The organism is Brevibacterium sp. FME17 (assembly GCF_014897515.1).
Lineage (GTDB): Bacteria > Actinomycetota > Actinomycetes > Actinomycetales > Brevibacteriaceae > Brevibacterium.
This window is the reverse complement of record NZ_JABUYD010000009.1, coordinates 116,438-143,084: the sequence shown is the minus strand read 5'-3', so window position 1 is coordinate 143,084 and position 26,647 is coordinate 116,438. Positions and strand designations below refer to the sequence as shown.

Sequence of the window (26,647 nt, the reverse complement as noted above, 5' to 3'; positions counted from 1 at the left end):
CAGGTTATCGGTTCGGCACGCTCAAGTGCCAATTTGACCACTCCCTGTGGCGCTGCGTTCAGCCGCCGCCCAGGGACGGTGCTTCACCGGATGATGAGCCCTCGGAGGAGCCGCCTGCTGACGAGGAACCTTCGGTTGAGGATCCCTCTGACGTAGAGCCATCTGATGATGTCCCCTGCGAGGAGGTGTCTTCCGATCCCCCGTCAGGCGATGGGCTTTCAGACGGACCGTCCTTGCCGTTGATGTCCTCGCCAGGCATGTGCCCGGCCCCGTTGGAGTCGCCGTCCTTCTCACGTTTGTCTCCTTCAGGTGCTTTGACACCCTTCGGACGTTCGACTTCGCCGAACAGACATGACCCCGTCGACTCGGTCGGCGGCATCAGATCCGCGTTTGCCTTACCCTTCCGAATCTCGCCGATGACGCACCCTTTGGCGGTCTTCACACCGAACATCTTCGAGGGAACATCATTGCCCAACGGCGAGTCATCGATGGTGGCTTCGAGCTGCTTCGGCTCATAGCCGGCATCGATCATGGTTTTGAAGAACTTCTTCGTTGAAGGAACCTTGTCCTCGTCGCCGGTCAGCGGCTTGAGAGCTGCTACGACTTTGTCGACCTCCGCGACTGGCTTGGCCGGGGTGCGGTCCGGCGTTGGCTGAGCATCTTCACCGCCTATTCCCAGCAGTGAGCAGCCCGACAGAGAAATGGTCAGAACTCCGAGACTCAGGAGCGGAACGAGACGCATCAACAACCTCAGCAGGTGGGAACGATGAACAGTCTCACTTTAGCCGATCGTCGGCCCAATAGAGTTCAGATCTGACGTGTGCGAGTCCCAGTCTCAACTGTGATCTGTGCAATGACACAGCACCGGCCCAAGGACCCGGCTCAGAAAGGCGCCGCTGCGCTCACCGTGTCTCGCGCGATTGCGTCATCGAGGCTTCCGGAGTCTCCCCCACCTGGTTCGGACTCATCGGCGTCGGCGACCGCAGTGTCTGCGGTGTATTGTCCGGTGTCTTCTGCGTCGTCGTTGTTCGCAGATCTCAGACCGAATCTCGACCCGTCCGAGACATCGGACCCACCATTTTCAGGGCCATCCGCAAACGAGCCCCATCCCGCTTCGCTGCCTGCCGACGTCTGCTGCTGACCATCCTGTTGCTGGCCATCCTGTTGTCTGCTCACACCGCTGGCCTTCTGATAATTGGCGGTGCCATATCTCAGATCTGGGCCGATGTGCTCGGCTATGACGGTCGGAGCAATGCCTTTCTTCTCCTCCGTCGACCATTCGCGAATCTTCAGGGTTCCCTGCACGACGACGGACATTCCCTGATGGATGCTCATCGACGCATTGCTGGCCAAGGGCCCATAGCAGTCGATGCTGAACCACGAAGTCGTATCGGCGGCGTATTCTCCCGTCCCCTTGTCGAGACGCCAATGATTCACGGCCAGACGGAACGAGGCACAGGCCCTGCCCGAGGGCAGCGTCCGGCTCTGCGGATCGGCGGCAACAGTACCGCTGAGGGTGATCGGAATGATGGACATCGTGTTACCTCACTTCTGCTGAGCGTTACGTGATCGGACTTGCCGGATCACCCATCGGGGACGAATCAGCCTGAAACCGTTCGATCACGTCAACCATCATTGAGCACATCTGGCGCCGCCGTCTGCCAGGCATGAGAAATGCCCTGTGGACGGTGATTGACCGTCCACAGGGCATTCGCACATGAGTCGCCGCTCATGTGCACAGAAGTGTCAGCGCAGTGTTTCGTAGGCGCGTCGGTGTTCGTCGATCACGGCGTTGACTGGCTCAAGATAGGAACTCTGAGCCGCACTGCCCACGGCCTCGCGGAGTGTGCGATCGACGTCTCTGGCTGCCTCATCGGCTCCCTTCGCGCGTGCAGATTTAGCGATCACCGACGTCACAACAGATCCGATGATGCCTACCGCCAGGAGCCCGATGCTCACGATCCAGCTCCATCCCGGAAGTGTTCCCGGCATAACGATGGCAAGGATCGCGGTGGCGATGACACCCAACAGGCCCAGGATCGTGGCGATGAAGAAGATGATCTGCAGAATCTTGGCCACGGACCACCAGCCGGGAGTCTGCGGTTTGATATCCACAGCTGTGACGGCCGAGTCGAGGGCTTCGGAGAGCTCGGTGGTGCTCTCCTTCTCGGCTTCCGCGACTGCACTCTGCCATGGTCGCGGCATGGACGACACGGATTCTGCGATCAGTTCGTGAGCCATCAGACGCACCTGAGAGCTTTGAGCTTTGCTCGTCGCCGGCACAGACGCGCGAATCAGTTCGTCTCGGCCCTGGCCGTGTTTGGCGCCCAACGGGTCGGGAGCGTTCCGCTGCATCCATGCCAGCACCGGATATCCGGTCTTGCGATAGGCACGGCGAATGTAGTCATCGTGGACTGTCTGTGCGACGGCTTCTACACCTGCGGCGTCAGACATGGTCTCCACCAGCTTTGAGGCTCCCGGACGCTCATCAGGTGGAACCACGGGCTCGCCGAGTTCGTTCTGCATCCGTTTAGCCATGGCCTGCATATCGGCCAACAGCCTCTCAGAGGCTGCCTGCTTGGAGTCGACCGTGTCGGCCAAGATCGACCTGACCTGGGGAATCCCTTCACGGGTGAGGGCGGAGGTCATGTGCACCTTCGTGTCGGTGAGCCCGTCCTCAACGAGAAGCTGCTGCAGGTGGTCGGCGGCAGCTTTCTGCTCTTCGTCACTGAGTTTGTCGACCTGGTTGAGAACGACGACCATGTTCGAGCTGTTCTCTGCCAGTTTCGCCAGGTATTCGGAGTGAAGTGAAAAGTCAGCGTACTTCTGTGGATCAACGACCCAGAACACAACGTCGACGAGCCCCACCAGTCGATCGGATTCGACACGGTGCTTGACTGCGGTCGAATCGTGGTCAGGCAGATCGAGCAGGATCAGCCCATGGAGCTTGCGCTGATCGTCACCGTCGAGCGCCGATTCGCGCCAGGTCCGGCTGCGTTCGGGCACATGCAGCCAGTTGAGGATGTCGTTGCCGCCTTCGCCCCAGACGCATGCGGTGGGGCGCGACGTAGTCGGGCGACGAACGCCGACCCGAGCGATGTCCAGTCCGGCGACGGCGTTGAACAATGAAGATTTTCCAGACCCCGTGGAACCAGCAAAGGCCACGACGGTGAACTCCTCCCCCAAGCCGAGGCGATCCTCGGCGCGGTTGAGCAGGTTCTGTGCATCAGCGCGAACTTCGGAACTCAGTTTCTCGGGTCCCAGAGACAGGGTCTGCCGGATGCCTTCGGCCCGACGTCTGATCTCGGACTGTGCAGGATCGTTCACAATGCCACCTCAAGTCGATCACCGGAGGCGCGAAGTGCGCCCGCTTGCCGCGCCGGTACCGCGGATAGTCGTAGTACGTTGTCAAAGGGCGCACGGCAACCGCCGACGATTCCCGCCGCTGTGGTCAGGAAGCGATCCCTGATCGAGCCGATGAGATTCACGGCCTCCTGCTCACCGAAGATCGTGCCGGCGAGGCTGAGGGCGACATTCGCGTCATTGCGCGAAACGTGATTGTTCTCAGAAGAGTATTTCGGATCCCAGAATGCCGCGTATTCGACAACGGCACAGACTCCGCCGACTCCGAACGAAAGAATTCGAGCCTTGGACTTCTTGCCCTGCCCGATGTCACGCACCAGCGCATTCACTTCGCTGGACCATCCGCTGACGGCGGACTTGACCGAGTCTTCGAGGTCCCTTGCGCTCTGGCGGAGTTCAGGATGGGCATCCAGCAGCGCAGAACCGGCCGGGTCACGCAGCCACTGAGCACCGACCTCGTCAACGACGCCGATTGCCTGCTCCCGCAGTGAGATCGCGGCGCTGCGCAGGATCGCAATGTGCAGAGGCGAGGCAGCATCGTGTTTGCCGGTGACTGCGGCAGAGATTCTGTCGCGCATGCGCGCCATTGTGGGCTCCAGACCGCGGAAGAGCTGCCCCGTACCAACGAAGTCCTGCCACCTGGCATTCACCTCACCGTGCAGAACCCGGCCGTCGGAGAACACCTCGGCAAGGCCTGTGTCTGCAGCCTGGAAAGTCTGATCAAGGCTGAGCTGCAGGCGGTCAAACGTGGACTCCTGCGACTCGGCGTAATCGGCCAAAGACTTCACCTGAGCAGGTAGTGCACCGATCGAACCGGTGAGGGTCCGCTGACGAATCCGCTCCTGTGAAAGGCCCTCCGAACTCACCTGGCTGGTCCAGGACCGGATCGGATAGATCGCGGAGTGAGGAAGCAGACCCTCTTCCAGTTCGAGTTCGGCCACTGCGAAGATCGGGGAGTTCTCCAGTCCCGCTTCCGAAAGCAGGCTGGAGAGGTGGTGCCTGACCTCACGGTTGGCTTCCGGCGGTACCCGGTCGAGCACGATGGCTACCGAGGTGTTGCGCACGGCGGCATCCTTGAGCAGTACCCAGGGTGCTGCATCGGCATAGCGGTTTGCTGTGGTCACAAACATCCATAGGTCGGCACTCATCAGAATCCGACGGGCCAGATCACGGTTCGATTCGGCGATGGAGTCGATATCTGGGCAGTCGAGCACAGCAGTGCCCGGTTCGATGCCCTCATCTTGGATCAGCACAACAGAGGGAGTCGAAGTCGTGGGGTCCGTGCTGCGTGGCAGATCGGACAGAAATACCTGTGATTCGAAGAACTTGGCGTCGGCCGGGTTGTGAACCACGATCGGGTTGCCTGTCGTGGGTCGACGTATACCGGCAGGACTCACCGTTCTCCCCACCAGAGAATTCACCAAGGTGGATTTGCCTGCACCGGTTGACCCGCCGACTGCGATCATGAAGGGCGTCTGTGTCCGATTGATCCGGGGCAGCAGGTAATCCGTCAGCTCTGAGGAGAGCTGTCGGTGCAGGTTGCGACCATCAGAGCAATCATCGGTCTGCAGGGTGAAGCGGGTTTCTGAGACTCGCTTCGCGATATCGCTCAGCGCCCCTCCCACTGGTGGCGTCACGGCACTCTTACTGTCTGTCATCACGCATCCACTCTCTACGTTTTCCCAGCTGTGCACCAATTGCCACGCCGTAAGAGGAGGTAATTGCTGAGTGCAGGGAAAAACCGGAGAGTCATCGGAGCCGTCAATAGATGAGAAGTACCCCCGGCGGGGCTCGAACCCGCGACCTACCGCTTAGAAGGCGGTTGCTCTATCCAACTGAGCTACGGAGGCTCAAATATCCTAACCGATGCCCGCGGCAGAACAGAAAGTGGTCCTCGTTGTCGTCCCGGAGATCGAACTCCGGGACGACAACGAGGACCACTGTGTTCGGGCGGTCACTCTCACCTCGATTCACGAGGCGTTTGACATGTGGGTCAGTACTGACGAGCGACACGCTCCAGTGACTTCCGCACCGTCACGAACGAGACCATCACCAGCCCGATCAGGGCGAGGATGACGGCCACAGCTTCGATGGCGAAGGCGAAGTCGACGATGATCGGAAAGAACCCGGCAGCCATGAAACCAAGCAGGGCGACCATCGTCAGTGCTGTGGCTGTAGTGAAATACGTGGAACCATTCATTATTCATCTCCTTCTTCCTTACAGAAAGAGTAGACCCGAATGAGACGTACGTCACTAGGAATTTCCCGAAAGTTTCCTCTGCACCGCACTTACCCTTCGGTATCGATCAGATGTGGGACCGCAGGCTGGTCACGCGTCACCGCGTGCGTCGATGGCTTCCTCTAAGCGTTCGAGTTTGCCGTCGATCTCTCCGGTGTAGCCCGGACGAATATCGGCCTTCAGGACCAGGGCCACTCGCGACCCGAACTCGCCGACGACGTCGGTGGCCTCTTTGACCACAGCGAATACCTCATCCCACTCACCTTCGATCGTGGTGAACATCGAATCGGTGCGGTGCGGCAGGCCGGAACGCCGAACGACTTCCACGGCTGCGGCGACCGCGTCGTGGACCGACGCGTCCGCGTTGTCACCCCCGCTGGGAGCGACGGAGAATGCAACGAGCATGATGCTCTCCTCTCGGATCTATCTCGGATCAGATCTATGTCAGTTCTGTGCAGGTACGGTCACGATGAGTGAGTCACCCTGGCCGCCGCCACCGCAGAGAGCGGCGACACCGGTGCCACCACCTCGGCGCTGGAGCTCGAGTGCAAGGGTCAGCACGATACGGGCACCGGAGGCCCCGATGGGGTGGCCGAGTGCGACCGCGCCGCCATTGACGTTGACCTTGTCCGGGTCGACTCCCAGGTCCTTCGAACTTGCCAGCCCGACTGCGGCGAAGGCCTCGTTGATCTCGTAGAGGTCGAAGGAATCGGCAGCGATGCCTTCCTTCTTCGCAGCAGCCTGGATCGCCTGCGAGGGCTGATGCTGGAGCGTGGAGTCGGGACCTGCCGTCCAACCATGGGATCGGATCTCAGCGAGAATCGGGGCACCGAGCTCTTCGGCCTTCTCCCGAGACATGACGACGACTGCACACGCACCGTCTGAGATCTGGGAGGCGCTTCCTGCTGTGATCGTGCCGTCCTTGCGGAAGGCAGGGCGCAGCTTGGCCATCGACTCAGGTGTGGTTTCGGCACGCACGCCCTCATCGGTGGATACAGTCACGTCGCCCTTGCGACCGGAGATGGTGACTGCTTCAACTTCGTCGCCGAATTTGCCCGATTCCCAGGCCTGGGCCGCACGCTGATGCGAACGGGCCGCGAAGGCATCCTGCTCTTCACGGGAGAATTCGAAGTCACCCGCGTTGGCCTCTTCGGTCAGGCCGCCCATGGCCTGATCAGTGAAGGCGTCCCACAGTCCGTCGTAGTCCATATGGTCCTTGACGACGACGTCACCGTATTTGTACCCCGTACGCGACTTCTCCAGCAGGTGGGGAGCCAGACTCATCGACTCCTGTCCACCGGCGACGACGACATCATATTCGCCAGCCCGTACCAGCTGGGCCGCTTGTGTGATCGCATTGATGCCCGACAGGCACAGCTTGTTCACGGTGACACCTGGTACGTTCATGGGGATGCCGGCTTCGACTGCGGCCTGACGCGCGGGTCCCTGACCGAGCCCGGCCTGCAGGACCTGGCCCATGATGACGTACTCGACGTCCTCACCCTTGATGCCCGCACGATCCAATGCACCTGCGATGGCCTTGCCGCCCAGCTGCACAGCAGTCAACGATGACAGGCCTCCCTGCAGACGTCCGAAAGGCGTGCGGGCACCCGCGACGATCACTGCTTCAGTCATATTCTCTCCTCAGATATTTGCACCCCGCCAACGAGCAGGGAAGTCAATGGAATGCTGCCTGTTCCAAGGGTAGTCCAGCTGTCTGTGGCCTCAGTCACGGGGGCTGTGTCACATCGTGCCAGGACACGTCCACACTTGGGAATTCGCACCCAACACTCATAGTGAGTCCGTTAGAGTAGGGGGTGGACGATTTGACCACATCCCTTGACACGACAGGAGTCCGCTTCAGTGACGCCCACCGAAGAATTCCGCACAGCGATGCGCGGCTACGAAAAAAGTGAAGTAGATTCTCGCCTGCAGCAGCTGCGAACCGAGGTCGAGTCCGTTCGTAAGGCCCTCTCCGATGCCCGCAGTCAGGTCATCAACGCTGATCGCGCGAAACTTCAGATCGCCGGGGAGCTCTCCGAAGCGAAGGCTCAGCTGAAGAAGGCGGCCAATGACAGCGCCGAGGCTGCCGGTCCTCCCGGAAGCCGCATCGACCATCTGCTCAAGATCGCGGAGTCGCAGGCACGCGAGACGCTGTCTCAGGCGAACTCCGATGCAGAGACCATCCGCAACAAGGCACGCGCCGAAGCTGCGTCTGCCCGTGCCCGGATGCACACAGAGAGCAACGACACGCTGTCCAATGCCCGCTCGGAAGCCGACGCGATCATCAGTTCGGCCGAGCTGCGCGCCGACGAGACGGTGAAGGCCGCCGAGAAGCGTGCTGCTGAAATCAAAGCGACCGCGGAACGTGAGTACAACCAGGCCAAGGAAGCCAATGAGGCGGCCACGAAGGAAGCCCGCGAGAGCCTCGAGCACGAGCTCGCTGAACTCAAGGCCACCTCGGAGAAGCAGGCTGCTGACCTGCGCGCCGAAGCCAAGCTTCAGGCCGATGAGTCGATCAGCACCGCGCAGGCCCAGGCCGATGAACTTCTCGCCGCAGCCAAGGCTCGTGATGAGGCATCGACGAAGGCTGCCGACGAACTCGATGTCGAGCTAGCTGGCAAACGCCAGGCCGCCGAGACCGATCGCAAGAAGCGCTACGACTCCGCCCAGATTGAGAACAAGAAGCTCATCGACGAAGCCCAGGCGCGTGCTGCCAAGGCAGATGCCGAGGCTAAAGAAGCTGCAGAGCGGGCGGAGACGACCCGCTCGGATGCGGTGAAGAAGGCCGACGACATCATTGCCGACGGCAAGACTCGTGCGCAGACTCTCATCAGCGAAGCCCGAGCAACGGCCGAGGCCACAATCGAGGAGTCCGCAGCCGAAGCCAAGCGCAACGTGGCATCGGCACAGTCTCAGGTCGATCTGCTGACCAAACAGCGCAAGACGATCACAGCCCAGCTCGATCAGCTCCGCTCGCTGTTCGCGATGCCCGGTGTCATGGGCGGCGATTCCGTCGATCCGGCCAAGGCAGAATCCGCATCCCACGCCACTGAACAGATCGCCGATGAGGAGGAGCTCGCCGACCTTCTGGCCGAGGATCCCGAGGAAGCAGACGAGGCGGATGACATCGCTGCCGACGACGCAGATGCCGGTGCACAGGGCACGGACGGTTCCACCGACGCAGCTGCCTCGGCGATTTCCACGAGCACCGAGGAAGCCCCAGGCAAGGACGCCACAGCAGCATCTGAATCTCAGGCAGCCGAGTCTGAGACTGATGCAGCCGACTCAGCTGAAGAGGACGAGGACGCAGAGGACTCCGAGCTGCCTAACGGAGCCACCGACGCTGACACGATTGCAATCGACGCTCAGGTCTCAGGAGCGAAGAACAAGAACACCAAGGCGTCGCGGTCGAAGAACTCGCTGCGCTGAGGTCTAAGCTCTCAGAGCACCCGTTCTATTGAAAAAGGGGCCAGTTCACAATGAACTGGCCCCTTTTCAGATCCCAATTTCGGCCTTAGAAATCCCGCCCGCAGGCCTTGAGATCACTCCGCCTACAACTGAGCCCAGTACTCCGTCATCGGAATTTCTGAAAGCATCTCGAGTGCCAGTGTCGACGCGAGTCCACGCCCACCTCGGTGCCATATCTTGCGGTCTGTCGCCAGGCGACGATATGCGGAGTCGAAGATGCCACGTCCTGTCCGCACCCAGGACAGACATAGATCTTGTCCTGCGAATTGCCGGCGACGTTCTGCACCGACCATGTGCCATCAGGCAGATCTCGGCTTGTGCGCAGCCCATTGACGGAATCGGAGAGCTCTCGTGGGGTCTGCTGCCATTTGTTTTTGCGACGCGAGGAGGTAGATCGTGGCATCTGCCCATTCTCTCACGTAGGGTAAAGCGCGTGCGTCTCGTCATTGCTAAGTGTTCCGTAGATTATGCTGGTCGTCTGACCGCCCATCTGCCCATGGCCACCCGTCTCATCATGATCAAGGCCGACGGCTCGATCCTCATCCATTCGGATGGCGGATCGTATAAGCCTCTGAATTGGATGACTCCCCCGTGCTCGATCAAAATCACTGATCCGAGCCAAGAGCAGGCAGATGCGGGTCTGGTCGAGCTATGGACAGTCTCGCAGGCTAAGACCGGTGACAAGCTCGTCATCTCCATCGCCGAGGTGATCGCCGATGACCAGCATGAGTTCGGCATTGACCCCGGACTGGTCAAAGACGGAGTCGAAGCCCATCTGCAAGAGCTGCTGGCAGAGCACATCGAGACTCTCGGGGACGGCTACAGCTTGGTCCGGCGTGAGTACATGACGGCCATCGGTCCCGTCGACATTCTGGCCCGGGATCACGGTCACAAGTCGGTGGCAGTGGAGATCAAACGCCGCGGTGACATTGACGGCGTGGAGCAGCTGACCAGGTATCTGGAGCTGATGAATCGCGACCCGCTGCTCACCCCTGTACAGGGAGTGTTCGCCGCTCAGGAGATCAAGCCCCAGGCCAGGACCTTGGCCGAGGACCGTGGCATCCGCTGTGTCGTTCTCGACTACGATGCGCTGCGCGGCATGGACGACCCAGACTCGCGACTGTTCTGAGTTCTGCTCGAAGCCGAACTCTATTCGAAGCTGAGGATGTCGGCTTTTTCGACGCGTTCGATGTTGGCGCCAAGAGTGCGTAGATTCGACACGAAGTTCTCGTAACCTCGTTCGATGTGGTCGATGCCGGAGACCTCAGTGATTCCCACGGCCCGCAGACCCGCCATCACCAGACCGGCACCGGCGCGGATGTCTGAGGCTTCCACCTCGGCGCCGGACAGACTCTCAGCACCGGTGATCAGAGCATGGTTTCCGTCAATTCGCACCTTCGCACCCAATCGGGCAATTTCCTGGACGAACCTCCAACGAGCTTCGAACAGGTTCTCCGAGAGCAGACCGACCCCGTCGGCCACGGAGTTCAGTGCGATGACGAATGGTTGGAGATCTGTGGGGAACCCGGGGAACGGCATCGTCGCGACGCGAATCGCGTGTGGCCGTTCGGCACCGACGACGCGGAATCCTTTGCCACGGGTGCCATCTCCCAATTCGATCTCGCCGAGGTCGTCGACCGTGGCACCCGAATCGCAAAGCTTGATGGCGATGTTGGGCATCAGATCGAGTCCAACGCCTTTGACGGTCACATCTCCGCCGGACAGGGCAGCACCGAAGGCATAGGTCCCGGCGACGATCCGATCCCCCACCGTTCGGTGGTCGACTGGCCGGAGTTCGTCGACACCGGTGATGGTGATGTCGGCGGTTCCGATCCCATTGATCTGGGCGCCCATGTCTACGAGCATTGAGCAGATGTCGACGATCTCTGGCTCTTTGGCCGCGTTCGAGATCGTCGTCACGCCGTGAGCCAGCGTCGCTGCCATCACCAGGTTCTCTGTGGCCCCGACGGAGGGGAATTCGAGCACGATGTCAGTCCCACGAAGACCATTCGGGGCTTCCGCGACGAAGTAACCGTGGTCCAGGTGCACCGTTGCACCGAGGGCTTCGAGGCCGGCCTGATGCATGTCCAGACCGCGGGAACCGATCGCATCGCCACCGGGCAGCGCCACATGTGCCGAACGCATCCGTGCGGTCAGGGGTCCAAGCACGGAGATGGATGCACGCATGGCCCGTACAAGTTCGTAGTCGGCCTGGATTCCGACCTCGGCGGGAACGTCGATGCTGACGACTCCCCGATCGGCGTCGTAGTCAACGTCGCAGCCCAGCCGGATGAGCAGCTGGACCATGATGCGCACATCGAGGATCGCCGGCACATTGGTGATCGTCGTCTTGCCGACGGCAAGGAGACTGGCCGCCATCAGTTTGAGAACGCTGTTCTTAGCTCCCCTGATATCGACTTCGCCTAGCAGTCGACTCGGACCGGTCAAGCGAAAGACATCCATCAGGTGAACCTTCCCATCGTCGGGTTGAAGCCGGGGGGCGATGATTCCAGCCAGGAGGCCATCGTGGACAGCGATTCGGTGTCCATGGCCAAAGATACGGAACGGGGTCGACCGTCGGCCTTCCCATAGGAGCAGTCCACCACAACGGCATCGGGCAACACGGAGTACTGTTCACCGGACGTGGGTTTGCGGCGGACGAGGATATCAAGATCGGCGCGCGGGAGACGGACTGCGGCACGACGAGTCAGTGCGAATACGGGGTACCAGTCCAGTGAGGCCACTGAGAACACTGCTACACCCAGACGCCAACGTGGGCGAGAAGAGGATTCCTCGCCCACGTTGATGGAACAATCAAAAGCACCGGACAGCTTCGAAATCGACCGACGTCGAATCGTCACAACAACGATCAGCGCGAGGGCGAGTCCTACTAACGAGAGCAGAACGATCAGCAGGACGGAAGGGTTCACAGTTGCCAGTTTAATTGACGGATCAGAGAAGTTCGGCCTGATCAGCGGCAATGATGACGCGATTATTCTCAACAGACAGGAAACCACCATCGGCCTTAACCCGAATGGTCTCCTCATCTGTCGTGAGAATACGCGCCTCACCATCGGCTACGACACCCAATACAGGCTCGTGGCCTGGAAGGATACCGATATCGCCGTCCGAGGTACGGGCGATGACGCGCTTGGCCTCACCAACCCATACCTCTTGGTCGGCTGCTACGACGTTCACATCGAGGACAGCCATGGCTTACTTCTGCATCTCTTCGTAGTTGCGCATGACATCGTCAAGCCCACCCACGTTGAAGAATGCCTGTTCCGGAATGTGGTCGACTTCTCCGGAGCAGAGCTTCGAGAACCCTTCGATGGTGTCGGCCAGCGGAACGGTCGAACCGGGAACCTGAGTGAACTTCTCAGCGGTGTAGGTGTTCTGCGACAGGAACTGCTCGATGCGACGAGCACGGTGGACGACGAGCTTGTCCTCTTCACCGAGTTCATCAACACCGAGGATGGCGATGATGTCCTGGAGCTCCTTGTTCTTCTGCAGAATGGCCTTGACTTCGTTGGCGACACGATAGTGCTCTTCGCCGACGACCAGCGGATCGAGAATGCGCGACGTCGAGGTCAGAGGGTCAATAGCCGGGTACAGACCGCGTGAGGCGATGTCACGGCTGAGCTCGGTCGTTGCGTCCAAGTGGGCGAACGTGGTTGCCGGAGCCGGGTCCGTGTAGTCATCAGCAGGAACGTAGATCGCCTGCATCGAGGTGATCGAGTGACCACGCGTCGAGGTGATTCGTTCCTGCAGGAGGCCCATCTCGTCAGCCAGGTTGGGCTGGTAGCCCACGGCCGATGGCATGCGGCCCAGCAGGGTCGACACCTCGGAACCGGCCTGGGTGAAACGGAAGATGTTGTCGATGAACAGCAGCACGTCCTGGTTCTGCACATCGCGGAAGTATTCCGCCATGGTCAGTGCCGATAGTGCGACACGCAGACGGGTGCCTGGTGGCTCATCCATCTGGCCGAAGACTAGGGCAGTGTCCTTGAACACTCCTGCCTCGTCCATTTCCATGATGAGGTCGTTGCCCTCACGGGTGCGCTCTCCCACACCGGCGAACACGGATGTGCCGCTGTGGTTGTGCGCGATGCGGTAGATCATCTCCTGAATCAGGACTGTCTTGCCCACACCTGCGCCACCGAAGAGGCCGATCTTTCCACCCTGCACGTACGGGGTGAGCAGGTCGATGCTCTTGATGCCGACTTCGAGCATCTCAGTCTTCGACTCGAGTTCGTCGAAGGCAGGTGCGGTGCGGTGGATTGGCCAGCGCTCGCTGATCTCGAGCTGCTCGCCCTCTTCGAGGTTGAGGCAGTCACCGGTGGTGTTCCACACGTGGTTCTTGGTGATGTCCCCGACTGGCACCGTGATGGGTGCACCGGAGTCGGTGACTTCCTGTCCGCGGACCAGACCGTCGGTGGGCTGCAATGACACGGCACGGACGATGCCGTTGCCCAGGTGCAGTGCGGTCTCGAAGGTCAGCTTGCGCGTGCCCTCTGAGAGTTCCACCGAGGTGGACAGGGAGTTGTAGATCGCTGGCACGGAGTCGAGCGGAAACTCGATGTCGACAACCGGGCCAATGACTCGGGAAATCCGGCCGAGGGCTGTGCCCTGCGCCGGGGAGGTATCCGTAGCTGTGGCAGTCATGGTCTCTTTCTTCTCTGCTCTCGCCGGTCAGTCGCCGGCTGATGATGCCGCAAGGGCATCGGCCCCACCGACGATCTCGGTGAGTTCCTGGGTGATTTCCGCCTGGCGAGCCGTGTTGGCCAACCGGGTGTAGGTCTTGATGAGGTCGTCCGCGTTATCGGTCGCCGTCTTCATCGCAGCCTGACGCGAGGCCTGCTCGGATGCCGATGCACTCAGCAACGCTGCCAGGACTCGAGAGTCGATGTATCGCGGCAACAGCGAGTCCAAGACGGCCTCGGCGCTGGGTTCGAACTCATAGAGTGGGAACGCAGCCGCATCGTTCGCGGGTGCGGACTCGCCGCCGGTGGCGACTTCGTCCGCGTCAACGACCTCAAGCGGAAGCAGACGCCGGTATTCCGGATCGTGCTTGACGCTCGAGACGAACTTCGTGAAGACGATGTAGATCTCATCCACACCGTTCTCAGCGGATTCGGTATTGAAGCTCTGCAACAGGGCCTCACCGATCTCCCGGGCTTTCTCAGCCGTCGGAGTCTCGGAGATTCCAGTCCAGGCCTGAACAATCGCTCGGTCGCGGAAGGTGTAGTAGTTCTCAGCCTTCCCGCCGACGGTGAAGAGCGAAACGTCTTTGCCTTCGCTGTGCAGAAGCCGAATGAGTTCCTCGGCTTCGCGCAGCAGGTTCGCGGAGTAGGCTCCTGCGAATCCGCGATCCGGGCCCACGACGAGAACAGCAGCACGGCTGACGTTCTCAGGCTCGGATGTCAACACGTGGTCGACGTTGGACTCGCTGGCCACCGCAGAGACCGCGCGGGTCAATGCATTGGCGTAGGGGCTGGCAGCCTGCGAACGGGCAATGGCCTTCTGAATCCGTGAAGCAGCGATGAGCTCCATGGCCTTGAAGATCTTCCTCAAGGACGACGTAGAGCGGATCTTCTGTTTGAAGACCCTCTGCTGGGCTCCCATCAGTTCTTCCTTTCGCTGTTACGGATCAGGTTCAACGCTTCTGCCGAACGATCTTTTCCTGCTCGACCTCGTCCGAAGACGCAGTGGCGGTTTCTTCGCTGCCGGCCTGGGATCCGCTGGAATCGGAGGTGACGAAGTTCTTGGTGAACTCGGCCAACACGTTCTCCAGCTCAGCCGAAGTGTCATCATCGAGCTTGAGCGTCTCACGAATGGTCGTGAAGATGCCGGTCTTGCGCTCGAGGTGATCGTGAAGCTCCGATTCGAACTTCAGCACATCGGAGATCGGAATCTCGTCGAGGTAGCCGTGGGTACCGGCGAAGATCGACACGGTCTGCTTCTCAAACGACATCGGCGAGAACTGAGACTGCTTGAGCAGCTCGGTCAGACGAGCACCGCGAGCCAGGTCGCGCTTGGTCGTCTCGTCGAGGTCCGAGGCGAACATCGCGAACGCTTCGAGGGAACGATACTGAGCCAAGGAGATCTTCAGAGTACCGGAGACGCTCTTGAGCGCCTTCGTCTGAGCGGCACCGCCGACGCGGGAGACGGACACACCGACGTCGACAGCTGGACGCTGACCGGCGTTGAAGAGGTCCGATTGCAAGAAGATCTGACCGTCGGTGATCGAGATCACGTTGGTCGGAATGAAGGCGCCAACGTCGTTGGCCTTGGTCTCAATGATCGGCAAGCCGGTCATTGAACCGCCGCCGAACTCATCGGAGAGCTTCGCGCAACGCTCGAGCAGACGCGAGTGCAAGTAGAAGACGTCACCTGGGAATGCCTCACGGCCCGGCGGACGACGCAGCAGCAGAGATACCGCACGGTAGGCCTCAGCCTGCTTCGACAGATCGTCGAACACGATGAGGACGTGCTTGCCCTCGTACATCCAGTGCTGGCCGATGGCCGAACCGGAGTAGGGAGCGAGGTACTTGAAACCTGCGGAGTCAGAAGCAGGCGAGGACACGATCGTGGTGTATTCCAGTGCGCCCGCTTCTTCGAGCGAACGACGGACACCGGCGATGGTGGAGCCCTTCTGGCCGATGGCAACGTAGATGCAGCGAACCTGCTTCTTCGGATCGCCGGTCTCCCAGTTGGCCTTCTGGTTGATGATCGTGTCGATGGCCAGAGCTGTCTTACCCGTCTTGCGGTCACCGATGACGAGCTGACGCTGGCCACGACCGACAGGGATCATGGCATCGATGCTCTTGTAGCCGGTCTGCAGAGGTTCGCGAACCTCCTGGCGATCCATCACACCTGCGGCCTGGAGCTCAAGCTCACGACGACCGACGGTCTCGACCTCGCCGAGTCCGTCGACCGGGTGACCCAGAGGATCGACCACGCGACCGAGGTATCCGTCACCGACTGGAATGGAGAGTACCTCACCGGTGCGGTAGACGTTCTGCTCCGCGGCGATTCCGGCGAACTCGCCGAGGATGACGACGCCGATCTCGCGCTCGTCGAGGTTCTGTGCCAAGCCCAGTGTGCCATCTTCGAACCGAAGGAGTTCGTTGGCCATTGTGCCGGGCAGGCCCGAGACGTGGGCGATTCCGTCACCTGCGGTGACAACCTTGCCGACCTCGGACTTTACCGAGCTCTCGGGGTTGTACGAGTCAACGAACTTCCCGAGAGCGTCCCGGATCTCTTCCGGGCGAATTGTCAGTTCCGCCATCTGGTTTCCCTGCTTCCTTTACTCAAAACTTGCGTCCGACGACCGATGGGCCGCCTGTGCTGCCGGACTGGCCGGCACCTCAATTTAACTTGCGAGCTTACGCTGAACTTCGGCCAGACGATCAGCCACTGTTGAGCTCATCATCTCATCGCCGACCTGAACGCGGACTCCCCCGACGACTGCGGGGTCGACCTGGACGTTGAGTACAAGGTCGCGTCCATAGCTGGCGGACAGAGCGGCCGTCAGTTTCTGGGTCTGAGCTTCGCTCAACGGTTTGGCAACGGTGACTTCGGCGACTGAGCGCTGCTGTCGTGCCGCGAGGATATCGCTGTACTGATCCAGGGCCTTCGCCACGCGGAGTCCGCGCGGGAACAGAACGGCCTGCTCGATCAGCGTGATGGTGTCGGCCTGTGCCTTACCTGCCAGCAAGTCTGCGATGAGCGCACGCTTGGTCGACGCAGAGGCATCGGATTCCAAGGCGCGCGCCAGTTCATGTTCGCTTTCGCACAGACGGGCGAAGCGGAAGACTTCCTCTTCCACCTGACCGAGTTGACCGGATACCTGAGCGGCAGCAGCGATGGCTGTCACTCCGGCAACCTCAAGGCTGGTCACCAAGTCCTGAGTCCTGGCCCAGCGCTGGCTCACTGCCAGTTCACTCAGACGCAGGACCGTCTCGGTGGTCCGAGTCGAGAACAGAGTCCGCAGCAGCTGCTGCTTCTTCTCAGCCGACTCGGACGAGTCAGCCAAGGCCTTACGCAGCGTCACATTCTCAGCGAGAACAGCAACGATGGCCAGCTCACCCGCACCGATTTCACGCGCGTCGCCGCGGGAGATCTCGGCATTGGCGGTTTCAAGTACGGCCTGCAGGGACAATCTGCTCGACTGGAGCATCACGCCCCCTTGACAGGCTGTGCTGAAGACTGCGACTCAAGATCGGAGATGAAGCGATCGACCACGTTGGCAGAACGCTGGTCATCGGTGAGTGATTCGCCGACGATGCGTGATGCCAGGTCGGTGGCGAGCGTTCCGACTTCCGAGCGCAGCTGCACCATGGCGGTCTGACGCTCGGCTTCGATCTGCGTCTGAGCCTGAGCAACGATGCGCTCGGACTCTGCATGAGCCTGGGTCTTCATATTGGCGATGATCTGGGCGCCTTCTTCCTGAGCCTCGGCGCGCAGTCGTGCAGCTTCTGCACGGCCGTCGGCGAGCTGCTTCTGATACTCGGCCAGAGCCTGATCGGCTTCGGCCTGCACCTTCTCAGCCTTTTCAATTCCACCTTGAATGCGCTCTGCGCGCTCATCGAGGGTCTTATTGAAGGCCGGGAGGACGTACTTCCAAACAACCAGGAAGACGATCAGCAGACAGATGGCACTCCAGATGATGTCATACCAGGCGGGGAGAAGCGGGTTCTTCGCCGAGGCAAGAATTAGTTCCGGAGTCATCGATTAGTCCTCTTCGTGATCAGGGCAGGAAGAACGGGGTGGCGATGCCGATCAGGGCCAGTGCCTCGATCAGCGCAATGCCGAGGAACATGTTTCCGCGCAGTGCGCCGGCCATCTCAGGCTGACGTGCGGTTCCCTCGATGGTCTTGCCGATAACAATTCCGACACCGATGCCAGGGCCGATAGCGGCGAGGCCGTATCCGATCGTCGAAACGCTACCTTCAACTGCGGCGAGCATATCCATAGGATGCTTTTCCTTTCATAATGAAGCCGGGTGGTTGGCCCGACCGTGCAACTCGTGAGTTACGGTTCTGGGTGTTAAATCAGTGGTCTTCTGAAATGGCCGCGTTGATGTAGACGCAGGACAACAGAGCGAAGATGTAGGCCTGGAGGACGACGATCAGCATCTCGAGGATGAACACGAAGAATCCGCCGGCGAAGGTGACGATCGAGAAGAACTGGAAGCCGTTCGCGGCGTCGACCAGGAAGAAGGTCGTCGCGGAGAAGCAGAGCACAAGGAGGAGGTGGCCGACCATCATATTGGCGAAGAGTCGGATCGCCAGCGTGAACGGCTGGGTGATGAACTTCGTGATGAACTCGATCGGGATGAGCAGAATGTGCATCGGCCAAGGCACACCGGGCAGGATGAGCGAATCTTTGAGGTAGCCGCCGAGTCCCTTCTCAGCGATACCGGCCCAGTGGTAGGTGACATATACCGTCAGCGTGAGGACGATCGGCAGACCGATGACGCCGGTGCCGGGCATGTTGAGGAAGGGAATGAGCTTCGTGACGTTCCAGAACAGGATGCCGAAGAAGATCGCAACGATCAGCGGCATGAACTTCTTTGCACGTTCTTTGCCGAAGGTGTCCTCGGCGATGCCGACTGTGACGAATTCCATCGCCAGCTCCATAGCTGACTGGAAACGACCGGGAACGAGCTTCATGCGCTTGGCCCACACAGCAAGCAGAACAACGACTGCCACGGTGGCGATGACGCGGATGAGCATCACGCGGTTCATCTCAAAGGGCGTGCCTTCGAAGAGGAACGCAGCGGGGAAGAACTCCTCCATTGACGGACCGTGATAACCACTTTCAGCGGCTTGGATCATTGTGTTCGCAGCGTTGAGTGTTCCCACGTTTCCTTAACTCTCCCATGGTCAAAAGCCTTGATGGCCTGGCCTTTGCCACGCACGAGTTGCGTGGCTGTAGGTTCAGGAGCGACATGGAGCAACAAATGGCTCCAGCACCGCAACAACTCTACCAATTGTAGAGAGCTGCCGACAAATTCATCACCTTTGACTGTACATCTCCTGGCAGGGGCTGGCGCAAGCGCAAAGTTCGCCTATTTCGCTTCAGGATCTACGTAGGGCACACGACCTTTGACCACCGTCAGCGCCTCCACGAGCGAGGAACCGAGCACAGCAACCACAATTGTGAAGAACGCCACAGTTCCGTCTAGCCAGGTGGCGTCTTTGAGCCTCCAGATGACGATCATGAAGATGAACGCCTTGAAGAGGAAGCCCATGCCTAAGAATCCGGCGATCGCAGTCAGTCCCATGTTTCGTCCGGCATACATGATGACCAGCGTGATGATGATGAACACCGCGGCCAGACCCCCACCGACAGCGCCGCCGTTGAGTCCCTGGGCACCCGAAACTAGGTAGCCGATACCCATTCCGAGCACGGCGACAGCCACGACGAGAATGATTCCACGGACCAGCATGGTCCTCCAGACTCTCGTCCACGCTGCCTCAACGTAGGTTTCCTGACGCGGTGACTCATCGGTCATGAGATTTCCTCTCTGGCTTTCTGGCGGACCCGCAGGGGGTAGAACGTGAAGATAAGGGTGATGGCGAACAGCCCGCCGACAATACAGACCACGTAGATCCAGGGCATCAGCAGGAGCATGACGGATCCGAATGCGATGAGTGCGGTCCATGTGTAGAGGATGAGCACGGCTCGAGCATGAGAATGGCCCAGGCTGAGCATTCTGTGATGGAGGTGCTTCGCATCCGCGGAGAAGGGTGATTGGCCCGCCATGAGACGGCGGACCACCGCCAGGCCCAGGTCGAGCAGCGGCAGGAACATCACGGCGACAGGCAGGATGATGGGCAGGAAGGTCGCGAATACGCGTTCTTCTCCGAGCAGAGCCGGGTCGACCTGACCGGTGACGCGGATGGTGGATGCTGCCAGCAGCAGACCGATGAGCATTGATCCCGAATCGCCCATGAAGATCCGTGCCGGGTTGAAGTTATGCGGCAGGAAACCGACGCAGGCACCGACGAGGATTGCGGTGATCAGCGACGCGAGGTTCGCATAGGAGTCGGGAGAGGCGTCGCGGGCCAGGCCGTAGGAGTAGATGAAGAAGGCGCTGCCGCCGATGGCAACGACCCCCGCAGCCAATCCGTCAAGTCCGTCGACGAAGTTCACAGCGTTGATCGTAACCAGCACCACCAGGATGGTGATGATGATCGACATCCGCGGAGAACCGATGATGACTCCCCCGAAGGGAATCGACAGCAGAGCCACGCCATTGATGGCCATGAAACCGGCGGCCAGTGCCTGTCCGGCAAGTTTCGTGATCCAATGGAGATCCCAGATGTCATCGATGATGCCCAGCACACACAGCACTGTGGCGGCGCCGGCGATGCCGATGATCGGGGCCATGTCGACGAAGATCCGCTGCAGGAACGGTGTCTGTGAGGCAAATACGAGGCCCACGATCACCGCGCCGAACATCGCGACTCCACCCAACCTCGGCGTCGGAACGGAATGCACATCTCGTTCACGGAGGGGCGAGAATATCTGGCCTCGTTCTGCCACCCGCTTGACCATCGGGGTCAGCAGATAGGCCACGAGGGCCGAGATGATGAGGATGAAGAGGTAGGCGCGCACTCAGCCGTCCAGGTCGATGACGTCGGGGACGATTTCGTGGAGTTCATCGATGGTCACGGGGCCCTCGCGCACAACGCGGGGCACATCGGCGGTCAGGTCGACGATGGTCGAGGAGACTCCCGATGCCCGCACTCCCCCGTCGACGTAGATGTCGACATCGTCACCGAGCATCTCCATCGCTTCGTCCGCCGAGGTGGCGGCCGGCTTCCCGGATATGTTGGCACTCGACACGGCCAGTGGCCCGGTCCGAGCCAGCAATGCGAGCGCGTATTCGTCGTCGGGCATCCGCACCGCCACGGTGCCGTGGGTGTCGCCGAGGTCCCAGTCCAGTGACGGCTGGGCGTTGGCGATGATCGTCAGCGGGCCGGGCCAGAAACGAGCGGTCAGAGACAGCATCCTCTCATCGACGCCGTCGACGAGGCCGAAGACGGTTTCCGCGCGCGGGACCAGGACCGGCGGCGGCATATCGCGTCCGCGGCCCTTTGCCGCCAGGAGTGCGGAGACCGCTGAAGCGCTGAAGGCGTCTGCGGCGATCCCATACACGGTGTCCGTGGGGATGACGAGCAGATTGCCCGTTTCGCTGACCCTGGCGCATTCGTCCAGGACAAGGTCACGGATGTCGCTTTGGGTGACGTCGAATCGTCTCGACACGAATTCTCCGTTTCGAATCGTGGTGGGCAGTGTCCCGAACTGGGAGGTCCGTGGTCATAGGTCGACCTCTGTCACACGATGAGCCACCGTGTAGCGGTCGCGTCCAGTGTAGTCCGGGTAGGTGGCGGCCTGCCTGAGACTGGCCGTCTTCATGATGAGTTCGCAGGCGTGTGGGCCTTGTTCTTCGGAGTGTTCCATGATGAAGAATCCGCCGGGACGCAGCAGCTTCTCTGCCTGTCTCATGATGAGCGCTGGGATCTCCAGACCCGTGAAACCGCCGTATAGAGCGGCAGCTGGATCGTGCTCCCGAACCTCCGGGTCGCGGGGTACAGCCTCATCGGGCACATAGGGAGGGTTGGTCACGACGACATCGGCCAGGCCCCACAGGTCAGGACGGTCATCGGCGAATGTCGTTGCGTCACCAGAGATGAGTTCAACAGTGGAATCGCCGAGGTTGACCGCCGTCAGATTCTTCAGCGACCAGTTCAGGGCCTCAGTTTCACGCTCGACGCCGACGATGGACAGCTTCGGATGTTCGGTGGCCAGGGAGAGCGTGATCGCTCCCGAGCCCGAGCACAGATCAACGACGAAGGGCTCATGGGCGTTCCGCTGCCGCTCCAACTCGTCGAGAACCTCGGTGACGAGAAGCTCTGTCTCGGGGCGGGGCACGAAGACTCCAGGACCTACCTTCAGTTCGAGGTGGCGAAATGCTGCGACACCGGTGATGTGCTGAAGGGGGACGCGCTGGCGTCGCAGGTCGAGGAGTTCCACGAATATTTCGGTGACTCCAGCAGGAACGGACTCGCCGAAGAGACGTCTGCGTGCGAGGTCCGATGCCTCGATTCCCCACGCATGGGCGAGCAAGGCTGCGGAATCTAGGTCGGGATTGGGCACGTGGGCCTCGGCCAGCAGTCGCGTCGCCCCGAGCAGCACCGTCGACACGTCCTCTTCGAGACCGGGCGGGCGCGGATTCAGGTCAGTCCCCCAGCGCGTCGAGTCGAGCTGCTTTGTCAGCCTCCCGGCAGGATCCGACCACAGGATCGAGATCACCGGCGAGAACCTGGTCAAGGTTGTAGGCCTTGTAGCCTGTCCGATGGTCGGTGATCCGGTTTTCGGGGAAGTTGTAGGTGCGGATGCGTTCCGAACGGTCAACGGTGCGAACCTGGGACCGGCGGATGTCTGCAGCTTCGGCAGCCGCTTCCTCAGCCTGCTTGGCCAGGATGCGGGCGCGGAGCATGCGCAGTGCGGCTTCTTTGTTCTGCAGCTGCGACTTCTCGTTCTGGCAGCTGGCAGTGATGCCTGTGGGCACGTGGGTGATGCGCACAGCGGAGTCTGTCGTGTTCACCGACTGGCCGCCCGGCCCCGAGGATCGGTAGACGTCGATGCGCAGATCGTTGTCGTCGAGGGCGACTTCCTCCGGCTCGTCAACTTCGGGAAATATGAGCACTCCGGCGGCCGAGGTGTGGATGCGTCCTTGGGATTCGGTCACGGGCACACGTTGGACCCGGTGGACTCCACCTTCGAACTTCACCCACCCGTAGGCGCCATCGTCCTTAGCCTTCACGGCCAAGGTCACGTCCTTGTACCCGCCCAGATCAGAATGCGTAGCATCCAAGATCTGCGAGGACCATCCGCGTGAGTCGATCCAGCGCTGATACATGCGCAGGAGGTCGCCTGCGAACAGCGCGGACTCGTCGCCACCCTCACCAGCTTTGATCTCGATGATCGCATCACGTGCATCGTCGGGATCGCTGGGAACCAAGAGGTCTCTGAGTTCGGCCTCGACGTCCGAGGCTTCTTCATGCAGGCGCTTGGCCTCGGCCGCGAATTCGGCGTCGTCGGCCGCGAGTTCTTCCGCGGCGACAGCGTCGTCTTCGAGCTGATCGAATCGACGGGCGGTCACAGCCACCTTGTCGAGTTCTGCGTAGCGCCTGGTCAGCTTCTTGGCTCGGCCAGCGTCAGCGTGCACGGCAGGATCGGAGAGTTCCGACTGCAGACGTGCATGCTCGTCGAGCAGTGCGCTGACGCTGGCTTTGAGGGTGTCATCGTCTGCCATCTCAGTGGTTGTCGGTGGCAGACTTTTGCAGTGGTGTCGTCTTCTGCACCTGCATCAGGAACTCGACGTTCGAGCCGGTTTCCTTCAGCTTCGACATAAGGAGTTCGACAGCTTGCTGCTGTTCGAGTCCGGACAGCACACGACGCAGCTGCCACATGACCTTCATCTCTTCATTGGTCATCAGCATCTCTTCGCGACGGGTGCTCGACGCGTTGACGTCGACAGCCGGGAAGATGCGCTTATCAGCCAGCTGGCGCGACAGACGCAGCTCCATGTTGCCGGTGCCCTTGAACTCTTCGAAGATGACCTCGTCCATCTTGGATCCGGTCTCGACGAGGGCGGTGGCCAGAATGGTCAGCGACCCGCCGTTTTCGATGTTGCGGGCGGCACCGAAGAAACGCTTCGGCGGGTAGAGCGCGTTCGCGTCGACACCACCGGAGAGGATACGACCCGAGGCTGGCTGCGCAATGTTGTAGGCACGGCCGAGACGTGTGATGTTGTCCAGAAGCACGACGACGTCTGAACCCATTTCGACGAGACGCTTAGCGCGCTCGATGGCGAGTTCTGCGATCGTCGTGTGGTCATCTGCGGGGCGGTCGAAGGTCGAGGCGATGACTTCGCCCTGCACCGCACGCTGCATGTCCGTGACTTCCTCGGGACGCTCGTCGACGAGGACGACCATCAGGTGAACTTCCGGATTATTCTCGGTGATGGCGTTGGCCACCTGCTGCATGATCATCGTCTTGCCCGCCTTCGGGGGCGCCACGATGAGGCCGCGCTGGCCCTTGCCGATGGGCGTCACAAGGTCGATGAGCCGTGTCGAATGCTGCTTCGAGGTGGTTTCGAGGCGCATCCGCTCCTGCGGGTAGAGCGGAGTCAGTTTTGAGAATTCGACGCGGTTGCGTGCATCTTCAACGGTCAGTCCGTTGACGGAGTCCAATCGCACCAGGGCGTCGAACTTCTCACGCTTGCTGTTGCGGTCGTTCTCACGAGGCTGCCGAATGGCACCGGCGACAGCGTCGCCCTTGCGCAGTCGGTTCTTGCGGACCATCGAGGCCGAGACGTAGACGTCGTTGGGGCCGGGCAGGTAACCGGAGGTGCGCAAGAACGCGTAATTGTCGTGGACGTCGAGGATACCGCCGACGGGGATGAGCACGTCATCATTGCGAATCTCGGGCTCGTCGTTGCCACGTCCGCCGCGACGTTTGCGGTCACGGTCACGACCGCGTCCGCGACGGTTGCCGCGATCGTCGTCATCGTTGTTGTTGCGACCCCGACGATCGTTGTTGCGATCGTTGTTACGGTCATTGCCCCGGTCGTTGTCGTCGCTCTGACGGTTGCGCCCATTGCCGCGGTCATTGTTGCGGTCGTTGCCACGGTCGTTGTTGCGGTCGTTGCCGGAGTCGTTGTCGTCGTTCTGACGATTGCGCCCGTTTCCACGATCGTTGTTGCGGTCATTGCCGGAGTCGTTGCCGCGGTCGTTGTTACGCCCGTTGCTACGATCGTTGCCACGGTCGTTGTCGTCAGTCTGACGGTTGCGGCCATTGCCACGATCATTGCGATCCGAGCGCTCGGCCGAGTCATCGGCGTTGTGTCCGTTGTCGTCGTTCTGGGCGTCGCCGCCACGAGAACGTGAACGACTACGTCGCGAACGCTGCTTGTCGGGCTCACCAGCGGAATCAGACGAATTGTCGTCTGCAGCGGATGCCTCGGCGACGATGGAGGACTCAGCAGTAGACGATGCGGCGGGCGCGCCCTGCGAAACAGCGGCGTCATCGGACGTCGCAGCTGCACTGCGACGAGCGGGACGACGCTTGGCCTCGACGGGTACATCGTCGGCACCCTGGTTGTCTTCCTTTGCTGCCTTCTCGGGAGCTGCGGAAGCGGCTGGTGCGGAAGCTGCCGGTACGGTCTTCGAGGCTGCTTGAGCCTGCCCCGAACCGCCCTGGGCGCCATTGTGGTTGTTGATGGCGTCGATCAGTTCGCCTTTGCGAAGTCGACGGTACCCTTTGATCCCGAGTCCCGCTGCCATTTCCTGGAGCTGGGGCAGACGCAAAGCGGTCAGACTGCCGGTGCGTGTGGTGGAATCTTGAGTAGTGGTTTCAGACACGAAGGTCCTTCTCCCTCTTTCGGCCGTGCGGCAAGAGCCGTTTACTCACGGCGACGGAAACACCATTGACGGTGCATTGTGAAAGATAACCTGCCTAAGAATGAGCAGGAGACGTTCCAGAATTTGTGAAAAAATCAGCGGAATCGCGATGCGTATCGCAGAATCCGATCACTGACGGAACACTCATAGTTTACGTGCTCAATGGCTTTCACGCGAATCCGGTGACTAATTTTTTTCCTTGACGCGATATCCGCCGAGGTCAATGGTGGTATGTATGAGTGTCACCGCGTCGGGGACCAGCTCGGGGGGAACTGCACTTGCGAGAACGAGGACGGTGGGTCCGGCGCCGGAGATCACTGCGGGCAGGCCCTCGGCGCGCAGCGCGTCGACGAGCGCCATCGACTCCGGGTATGCGTCACGGCGGAATTCCTGATGCAGACGATCGGCGGTGGCCTCGAGCAGCACCGAGTCATCGGTGACGAACCCATGGATGAGAAGTGCCGCAAGGGCAGAGTTCTCTGCGGCGACCTCATGTTCGACGGATACGGGGATCACGCTGCGAGCGATCTCCGTGTCCAGACGCATGTCGGGGACCATGACGGTCACCTCGGCGATGGTGTTGGCTGGAATCTGCCACGAACGCGCAGGCTCCGGCAATGCAATGGTCAGTCCCCCGTAGACAGCGGGGGCCGCATTGTCCGGGTGGCCCTCGAGTTCGGATGCGAGCTCGAGCACACGTTGTCGGCTCAGCTTCGCACCACCTGCGTAGGCGCCGACCTCACCGGCCAGAGCAATGGCACCCACGTTCGCAGCCGCGGAGGATCCGAGTCCGCGTGAGTGCGGTATCCGATTGACACATTCCAGGCTGAGCCGCTCCCCCAGATCTGCAGGGGCCTGCGGATACTCTGCAGAGAGCACATCAGAGATCACTCGCATGATGAGATGGGTGCGATCCGTCGGCAGCGTCTCTGCGCTCTCCCCTGTCACGCTCACGCAGATGCTGGGGTCCACGGGGTCGTCGTGGATGGTCAGAGTTAGAGTATCGAAGATCCCCAGAGCAAGGCCGAAGGCATCGTAACCAGGGCCCAGGTTCGCCGAGGTGGCCGGAACCTCGATCTGAATCCTCACA

26 protein-coding genes and 1 tRNA gene are annotated in these 26,647 nt (G+C 60.8%); 2 read left to right on the top strand and 25 right to left on the bottom strand.

Annotated features, from left to right (window positions below):
• Positions 1-58: 58 nt before the first annotated feature.
• The 8 genes from INT40_RS10410 to INT40_RS10375 form a co-directional block, all read right to left on the bottom strand.
• The gene (locus INT40_RS10410; RefSeq protein ID WP_193070636.1) at positions 59-742 is read right to left on the bottom strand and encodes a DUF6993 domain-containing protein; all 684 of its coding nucleotides are present in this window, start codon (positions 740-742) and stop codon (positions 59-61) included.
• Positions 743-882: 140 nt separating this feature from the next.
• Positions 883-1,536, bottom strand: coding sequence for a single-stranded DNA-binding protein (locus INT40_RS10405; protein ID WP_193070637.1), 654 nt, complete (start codon positions 1,534-1,536; stop codon positions 883-885).
• A gap of 210 nt (positions 1,537-1,746) precedes the next feature.
• Positions 1,747-3,327, bottom strand: coding sequence for a GTPase (locus INT40_RS10400; protein ID WP_193070638.1), 1,581 nt, complete (start codon positions 3,325-3,327; stop codon positions 1,747-1,749).
• A complete protein-coding gene (locus INT40_RS10395) occupies positions 3,324-5,021 on the bottom strand; it encodes a dynamin family protein (RefSeq protein ID WP_226831139.1) in 1,698 nt (565 codons plus the stop codon). Before INT40_RS10395 ends, INT40_RS10400 begins: the two co-directional genes overlap by 4 nt.
• A 118-nt stretch (positions 5,022-5,139) precedes the next feature.
• Positions 5,140-5,213 (bottom strand) — tRNA-Arg (locus tag INT40_RS10390).
• A gap of 143 nt (positions 5,214-5,356) precedes the next feature.
• Positions 5,357-5,563, bottom strand: coding sequence for a hypothetical protein (locus INT40_RS10385; protein ID WP_101572392.1), 207 nt, complete (start codon positions 5,561-5,563; stop codon positions 5,357-5,359).
• Between the two features lie 129 nt (positions 5,564-5,692).
• Entirely contained in the window at positions 5,693-6,007 is a 315-nt protein-coding gene (locus tag INT40_RS10380; protein WP_101572394.1) for an MTH1187 family thiamine-binding protein, read from the bottom strand.
• A 39-nt stretch (positions 6,008-6,046) separates the two neighbouring features.
• Positions 6,047-7,237, bottom strand: a complete 1,191-nt coding sequence (locus INT40_RS10375) for an acetyl-CoA C-acetyltransferase (RefSeq protein WP_193070639.1) — start codon at positions 7,235-7,237, stop codon at positions 6,047-6,049.
• A 228-nt stretch (positions 7,238-7,465) separates the two neighbouring features.
• On the opposite strand from INT40_RS10375, the gene INT40_RS10370 reads away from it, so the two are divergent.
• Together INT40_RS10370 and nucS are read left to right on the top strand one after the other, a co-directional pair.
• Entirely contained in the window at positions 7,466-9,034 is a 1,569-nt protein-coding gene (locus INT40_RS10370; RefSeq protein ID WP_193096031.1) for a cell division protein, read from the top strand.
• A 472-nt stretch (positions 9,035-9,506) separates the two neighbouring features.
• Complete coding sequence (gene nucS, locus INT40_RS10365) at positions 9,507-10,202, top strand: endonuclease NucS (protein WP_101572399.1); 696 nt, start codon at positions 9,507-9,509, stop codon at positions 10,200-10,202.
• A 20-nt stretch (positions 10,203-10,222) separates the two neighbouring features.
• On the opposite strand, the gene murA is transcribed toward nucS, so the two are convergent.
• From murA to thrB, 17 genes are all read right to left on the bottom strand, one after another.
• Positions 10,223-11,536, bottom strand: a complete 1,314-nt coding sequence (murA, locus tag INT40_RS10360) for a UDP-N-acetylglucosamine 1-carboxyvinyltransferase (protein ID WP_193070641.1) — start codon at positions 11,534-11,536, stop codon at positions 10,223-10,225.
• Positions 11,536-12,003, bottom strand: a complete 468-nt coding sequence (locus INT40_RS10355; RefSeq protein ID WP_009884056.1) for a DUF2550 domain-containing protein — start codon at positions 12,001-12,003, stop codon at positions 11,536-11,538. Before INT40_RS10355 ends, murA begins: the two co-directional genes overlap by 1 nt.
• Positions 12,004-12,025: 22 nt before the next feature.
• The gene (locus tag INT40_RS10350) at positions 12,026-12,286 is read right to left on the bottom strand and encodes a F0F1 ATP synthase subunit epsilon (protein ID WP_101572403.1); all 261 of its coding nucleotides are present in this window, start codon (positions 12,284-12,286) and stop codon (positions 12,026-12,028) included.
• Between the two features lie 3 nt (positions 12,287-12,289).
• Positions 12,290-13,738 carry a F0F1 ATP synthase subunit beta gene (gene atpD / locus INT40_RS10345; RefSeq protein ID WP_101572405.1) on the bottom strand — a complete coding sequence of 483 codons (1,449 nt, stop codon included), beginning with the start codon at positions 13,736-13,738 and terminating at the stop codon, positions 12,290-12,292.
• A 27-nt stretch (positions 13,739-13,765) separates the two neighbouring features.
• Positions 13,766-14,698 carry a F0F1 ATP synthase subunit gamma gene (locus INT40_RS10340; RefSeq protein WP_101572407.1) on the bottom strand — a complete coding sequence of 311 codons (933 nt, stop codon included), beginning with the start codon at positions 14,696-14,698 and terminating at the stop codon, positions 13,766-13,768.
• A 31-nt stretch (positions 14,699-14,729) separates the two neighbouring features.
• Positions 14,730-16,364, bottom strand: a complete 1,635-nt coding sequence (gene atpA, locus INT40_RS10335; RefSeq protein ID WP_101572409.1) for a F0F1 ATP synthase subunit alpha — start codon at positions 16,362-16,364, stop codon at positions 14,730-14,732.
• Positions 16,365-16,448: 84 nt separating this feature from the next.
• The gene (locus INT40_RS10330; protein WP_101572605.1) at positions 16,449-17,255 is read right to left on the bottom strand and encodes a F0F1 ATP synthase subunit delta; all 807 of its coding nucleotides are present in this window, start codon (positions 17,253-17,255) and stop codon (positions 16,449-16,451) included.
• Positions 17,255-17,806, bottom strand: a complete 552-nt coding sequence (locus tag INT40_RS10325) for a F0F1 ATP synthase subunit B (protein ID WP_101572411.1) — start codon at positions 17,804-17,806, stop codon at positions 17,255-17,257. The genes INT40_RS10330 and INT40_RS10325 overlap by 1 nt, the downstream gene beginning before the upstream one ends.
• Before the next feature lie 19 nt (positions 17,807-17,825).
• Complete coding sequence (atpE, locus tag INT40_RS10320) at positions 17,826-18,050, bottom strand: F0F1 ATP synthase subunit C (protein ID WP_101572413.1); 225 nt, start codon at positions 18,048-18,050, stop codon at positions 17,826-17,828.
• 79 nt (positions 18,051-18,129) lie between these two features.
• Positions 18,130-18,942, bottom strand: a complete 813-nt coding sequence (gene atpB, locus INT40_RS10315) for a F0F1 ATP synthase subunit A (RefSeq protein ID WP_319020823.1) — start codon at positions 18,940-18,942, stop codon at positions 18,130-18,132.
• Positions 18,943-19,148: 206 nt separating this feature from the next.
• Positions 19,149-19,595 carry a hypothetical protein gene (locus tag INT40_RS10310; protein ID WP_101572415.1) on the bottom strand — a complete coding sequence of 149 codons (447 nt, stop codon included), beginning with the start codon at positions 19,593-19,595 and terminating at the stop codon, positions 19,149-19,151.
• A complete protein-coding gene (locus INT40_RS10305) occupies positions 19,592-20,701 on the bottom strand; it encodes an MraY family glycosyltransferase (protein WP_101572417.1) in 1,110 nt (369 codons plus the stop codon). Before INT40_RS10305 ends, INT40_RS10310 begins: the two co-directional genes overlap by 4 nt.
• The gene (locus INT40_RS10300) at positions 20,702-21,352 is read right to left on the bottom strand and encodes an L-threonylcarbamoyladenylate synthase (protein WP_101572419.1); all 651 of its coding nucleotides are present in this window, start codon (positions 21,350-21,352) and stop codon (positions 20,702-20,704) included.
• 54 nt (positions 21,353-21,406) lie between these two features.
• The gene (prmC, locus tag INT40_RS10295; protein WP_101572609.1) at positions 21,407-22,294 is read right to left on the bottom strand and encodes a peptide chain release factor N(5)-glutamine methyltransferase; all 888 of its coding nucleotides are present in this window, start codon (positions 22,292-22,294) and stop codon (positions 21,407-21,409) included.
• Between the two features lie 34 nt (positions 22,295-22,328).
• The gene (prfA, locus tag INT40_RS10290; RefSeq protein ID WP_101572421.1) at positions 22,329-23,408 is read right to left on the bottom strand and encodes a peptide chain release factor 1; all 1,080 of its coding nucleotides are present in this window, start codon (positions 23,406-23,408) and stop codon (positions 22,329-22,331) included.
• A gap of 1 nt (position 23,409) precedes the next feature.
• Positions 23,410-25,518, bottom strand: a complete 2,109-nt coding sequence (gene rho / locus INT40_RS10285; protein ID WP_101572423.1) for a transcription termination factor Rho — start codon at positions 25,516-25,518, stop codon at positions 23,410-23,412.
• Between the two features lie 225 nt (positions 25,519-25,743).
• The gene (thrB, locus tag INT40_RS10280) at positions 25,744-26,646 is read right to left on the bottom strand and encodes a homoserine kinase (RefSeq protein ID WP_101572426.1); all 903 of its coding nucleotides are present in this window, start codon (positions 26,644-26,646) and stop codon (positions 25,744-25,746) included.
• Position 26,647 lies beyond the last annotated feature (1 nt).

Excerpts from the sequence above, each read along its gene's own strand:
- INT40_RS10410 (WP_193070636.1), bottom strand. The coding sequence starts at position 742 with ATGCGTCTCGTTCCGCTCCTGAGTCTCGGAGTTCTGACCATTTCTCTG.
- INT40_RS10405 (WP_193070637.1), bottom strand. The coding sequence starts at position 1,536 with ATGTCCATCATTCCGATCACCCTCAGCGGTACTGTTGCCGCCGATCCG.
- INT40_RS10395 (WP_226831139.1), bottom strand. The coding sequence starts at position 5,021 with ATGACAGACAGTAAGAGTGCCGTGACGCCACCAGTGGGAGGGGCGCTG.
- INT40_RS10385 (WP_101572392.1), bottom strand. The coding sequence starts at position 5,563 with ATGAATGGTTCCACGTATTTCACTACAGCCACAGCACTGACGATGGTC.
- INT40_RS10380 (WP_101572394.1), bottom strand. The coding sequence starts at position 6,007 with ATGCTCGTTGCATTCTCCGTCGCTCCCAGCGGGGGTGACAACGCGGAC.
- INT40_RS10375 (WP_193070639.1), bottom strand. The coding sequence starts at position 7,237 with ATGACTGAAGCAGTGATCGTCGCGGGTGCCCGCACGCCTTTCGGACGT.
- murA (WP_193070641.1), bottom strand. The coding sequence starts at position 11,536 with ATGGATGTCTTTCGCTTGACCGGTCCGAGTCGACTGCTAGGCGAAGTC.
- INT40_RS10350 (WP_101572403.1), bottom strand. The coding sequence starts at position 12,286 with ATGGCTGTCCTCGATGTGAACGTCGTAGCAGCCGACCAAGAGGTATGG.
- atpD (WP_101572405.1), bottom strand. The coding sequence starts at position 13,738 with ATGACTGCCACAGCTACGGATACCTCCCCGGCGCAGGGCACAGCCCTC.
- INT40_RS10340 (WP_101572407.1), bottom strand. The coding sequence starts at position 14,698 with ATGGGAGCCCAGCAGAGGGTCTTCAAACAGAAGATCCGCTCTACGTCG.
- atpA (WP_101572409.1), bottom strand. The coding sequence starts at position 16,364 with ATGGCGGAACTGACAATTCGCCCGGAAGAGATCCGGGACGCTCTCGGG.
- INT40_RS10330 (WP_101572605.1), bottom strand. The coding sequence starts at position 17,255 with ATGCTCCAGTCGAGCAGATTGTCCCTGCAGGCCGTACTTGAAACCGCC.
- INT40_RS10325 (WP_101572411.1), bottom strand. The coding sequence starts at position 17,806 with ATGACTCCGGAACTAATTCTTGCCTCGGCGAAGAACCCGCTTCTCCCC.
- atpE (WP_101572413.1), bottom strand. The coding sequence starts at position 18,050 with ATGGATATGCTCGCCGCAGTTGAAGGTAGCGTTTCGACGATCGGATAC.
- INT40_RS10310 (WP_101572415.1), bottom strand. The coding sequence starts at position 19,595 with ATGACCGATGAGTCACCGCGTCAGGAAACCTACGTTGAGGCAGCGTGG.
- prfA (WP_101572421.1), bottom strand. The coding sequence starts at position 23,408 with ATGGCAGACGATGACACCCTCAAAGCCAGCGTCAGCGCACTGCTCGAC.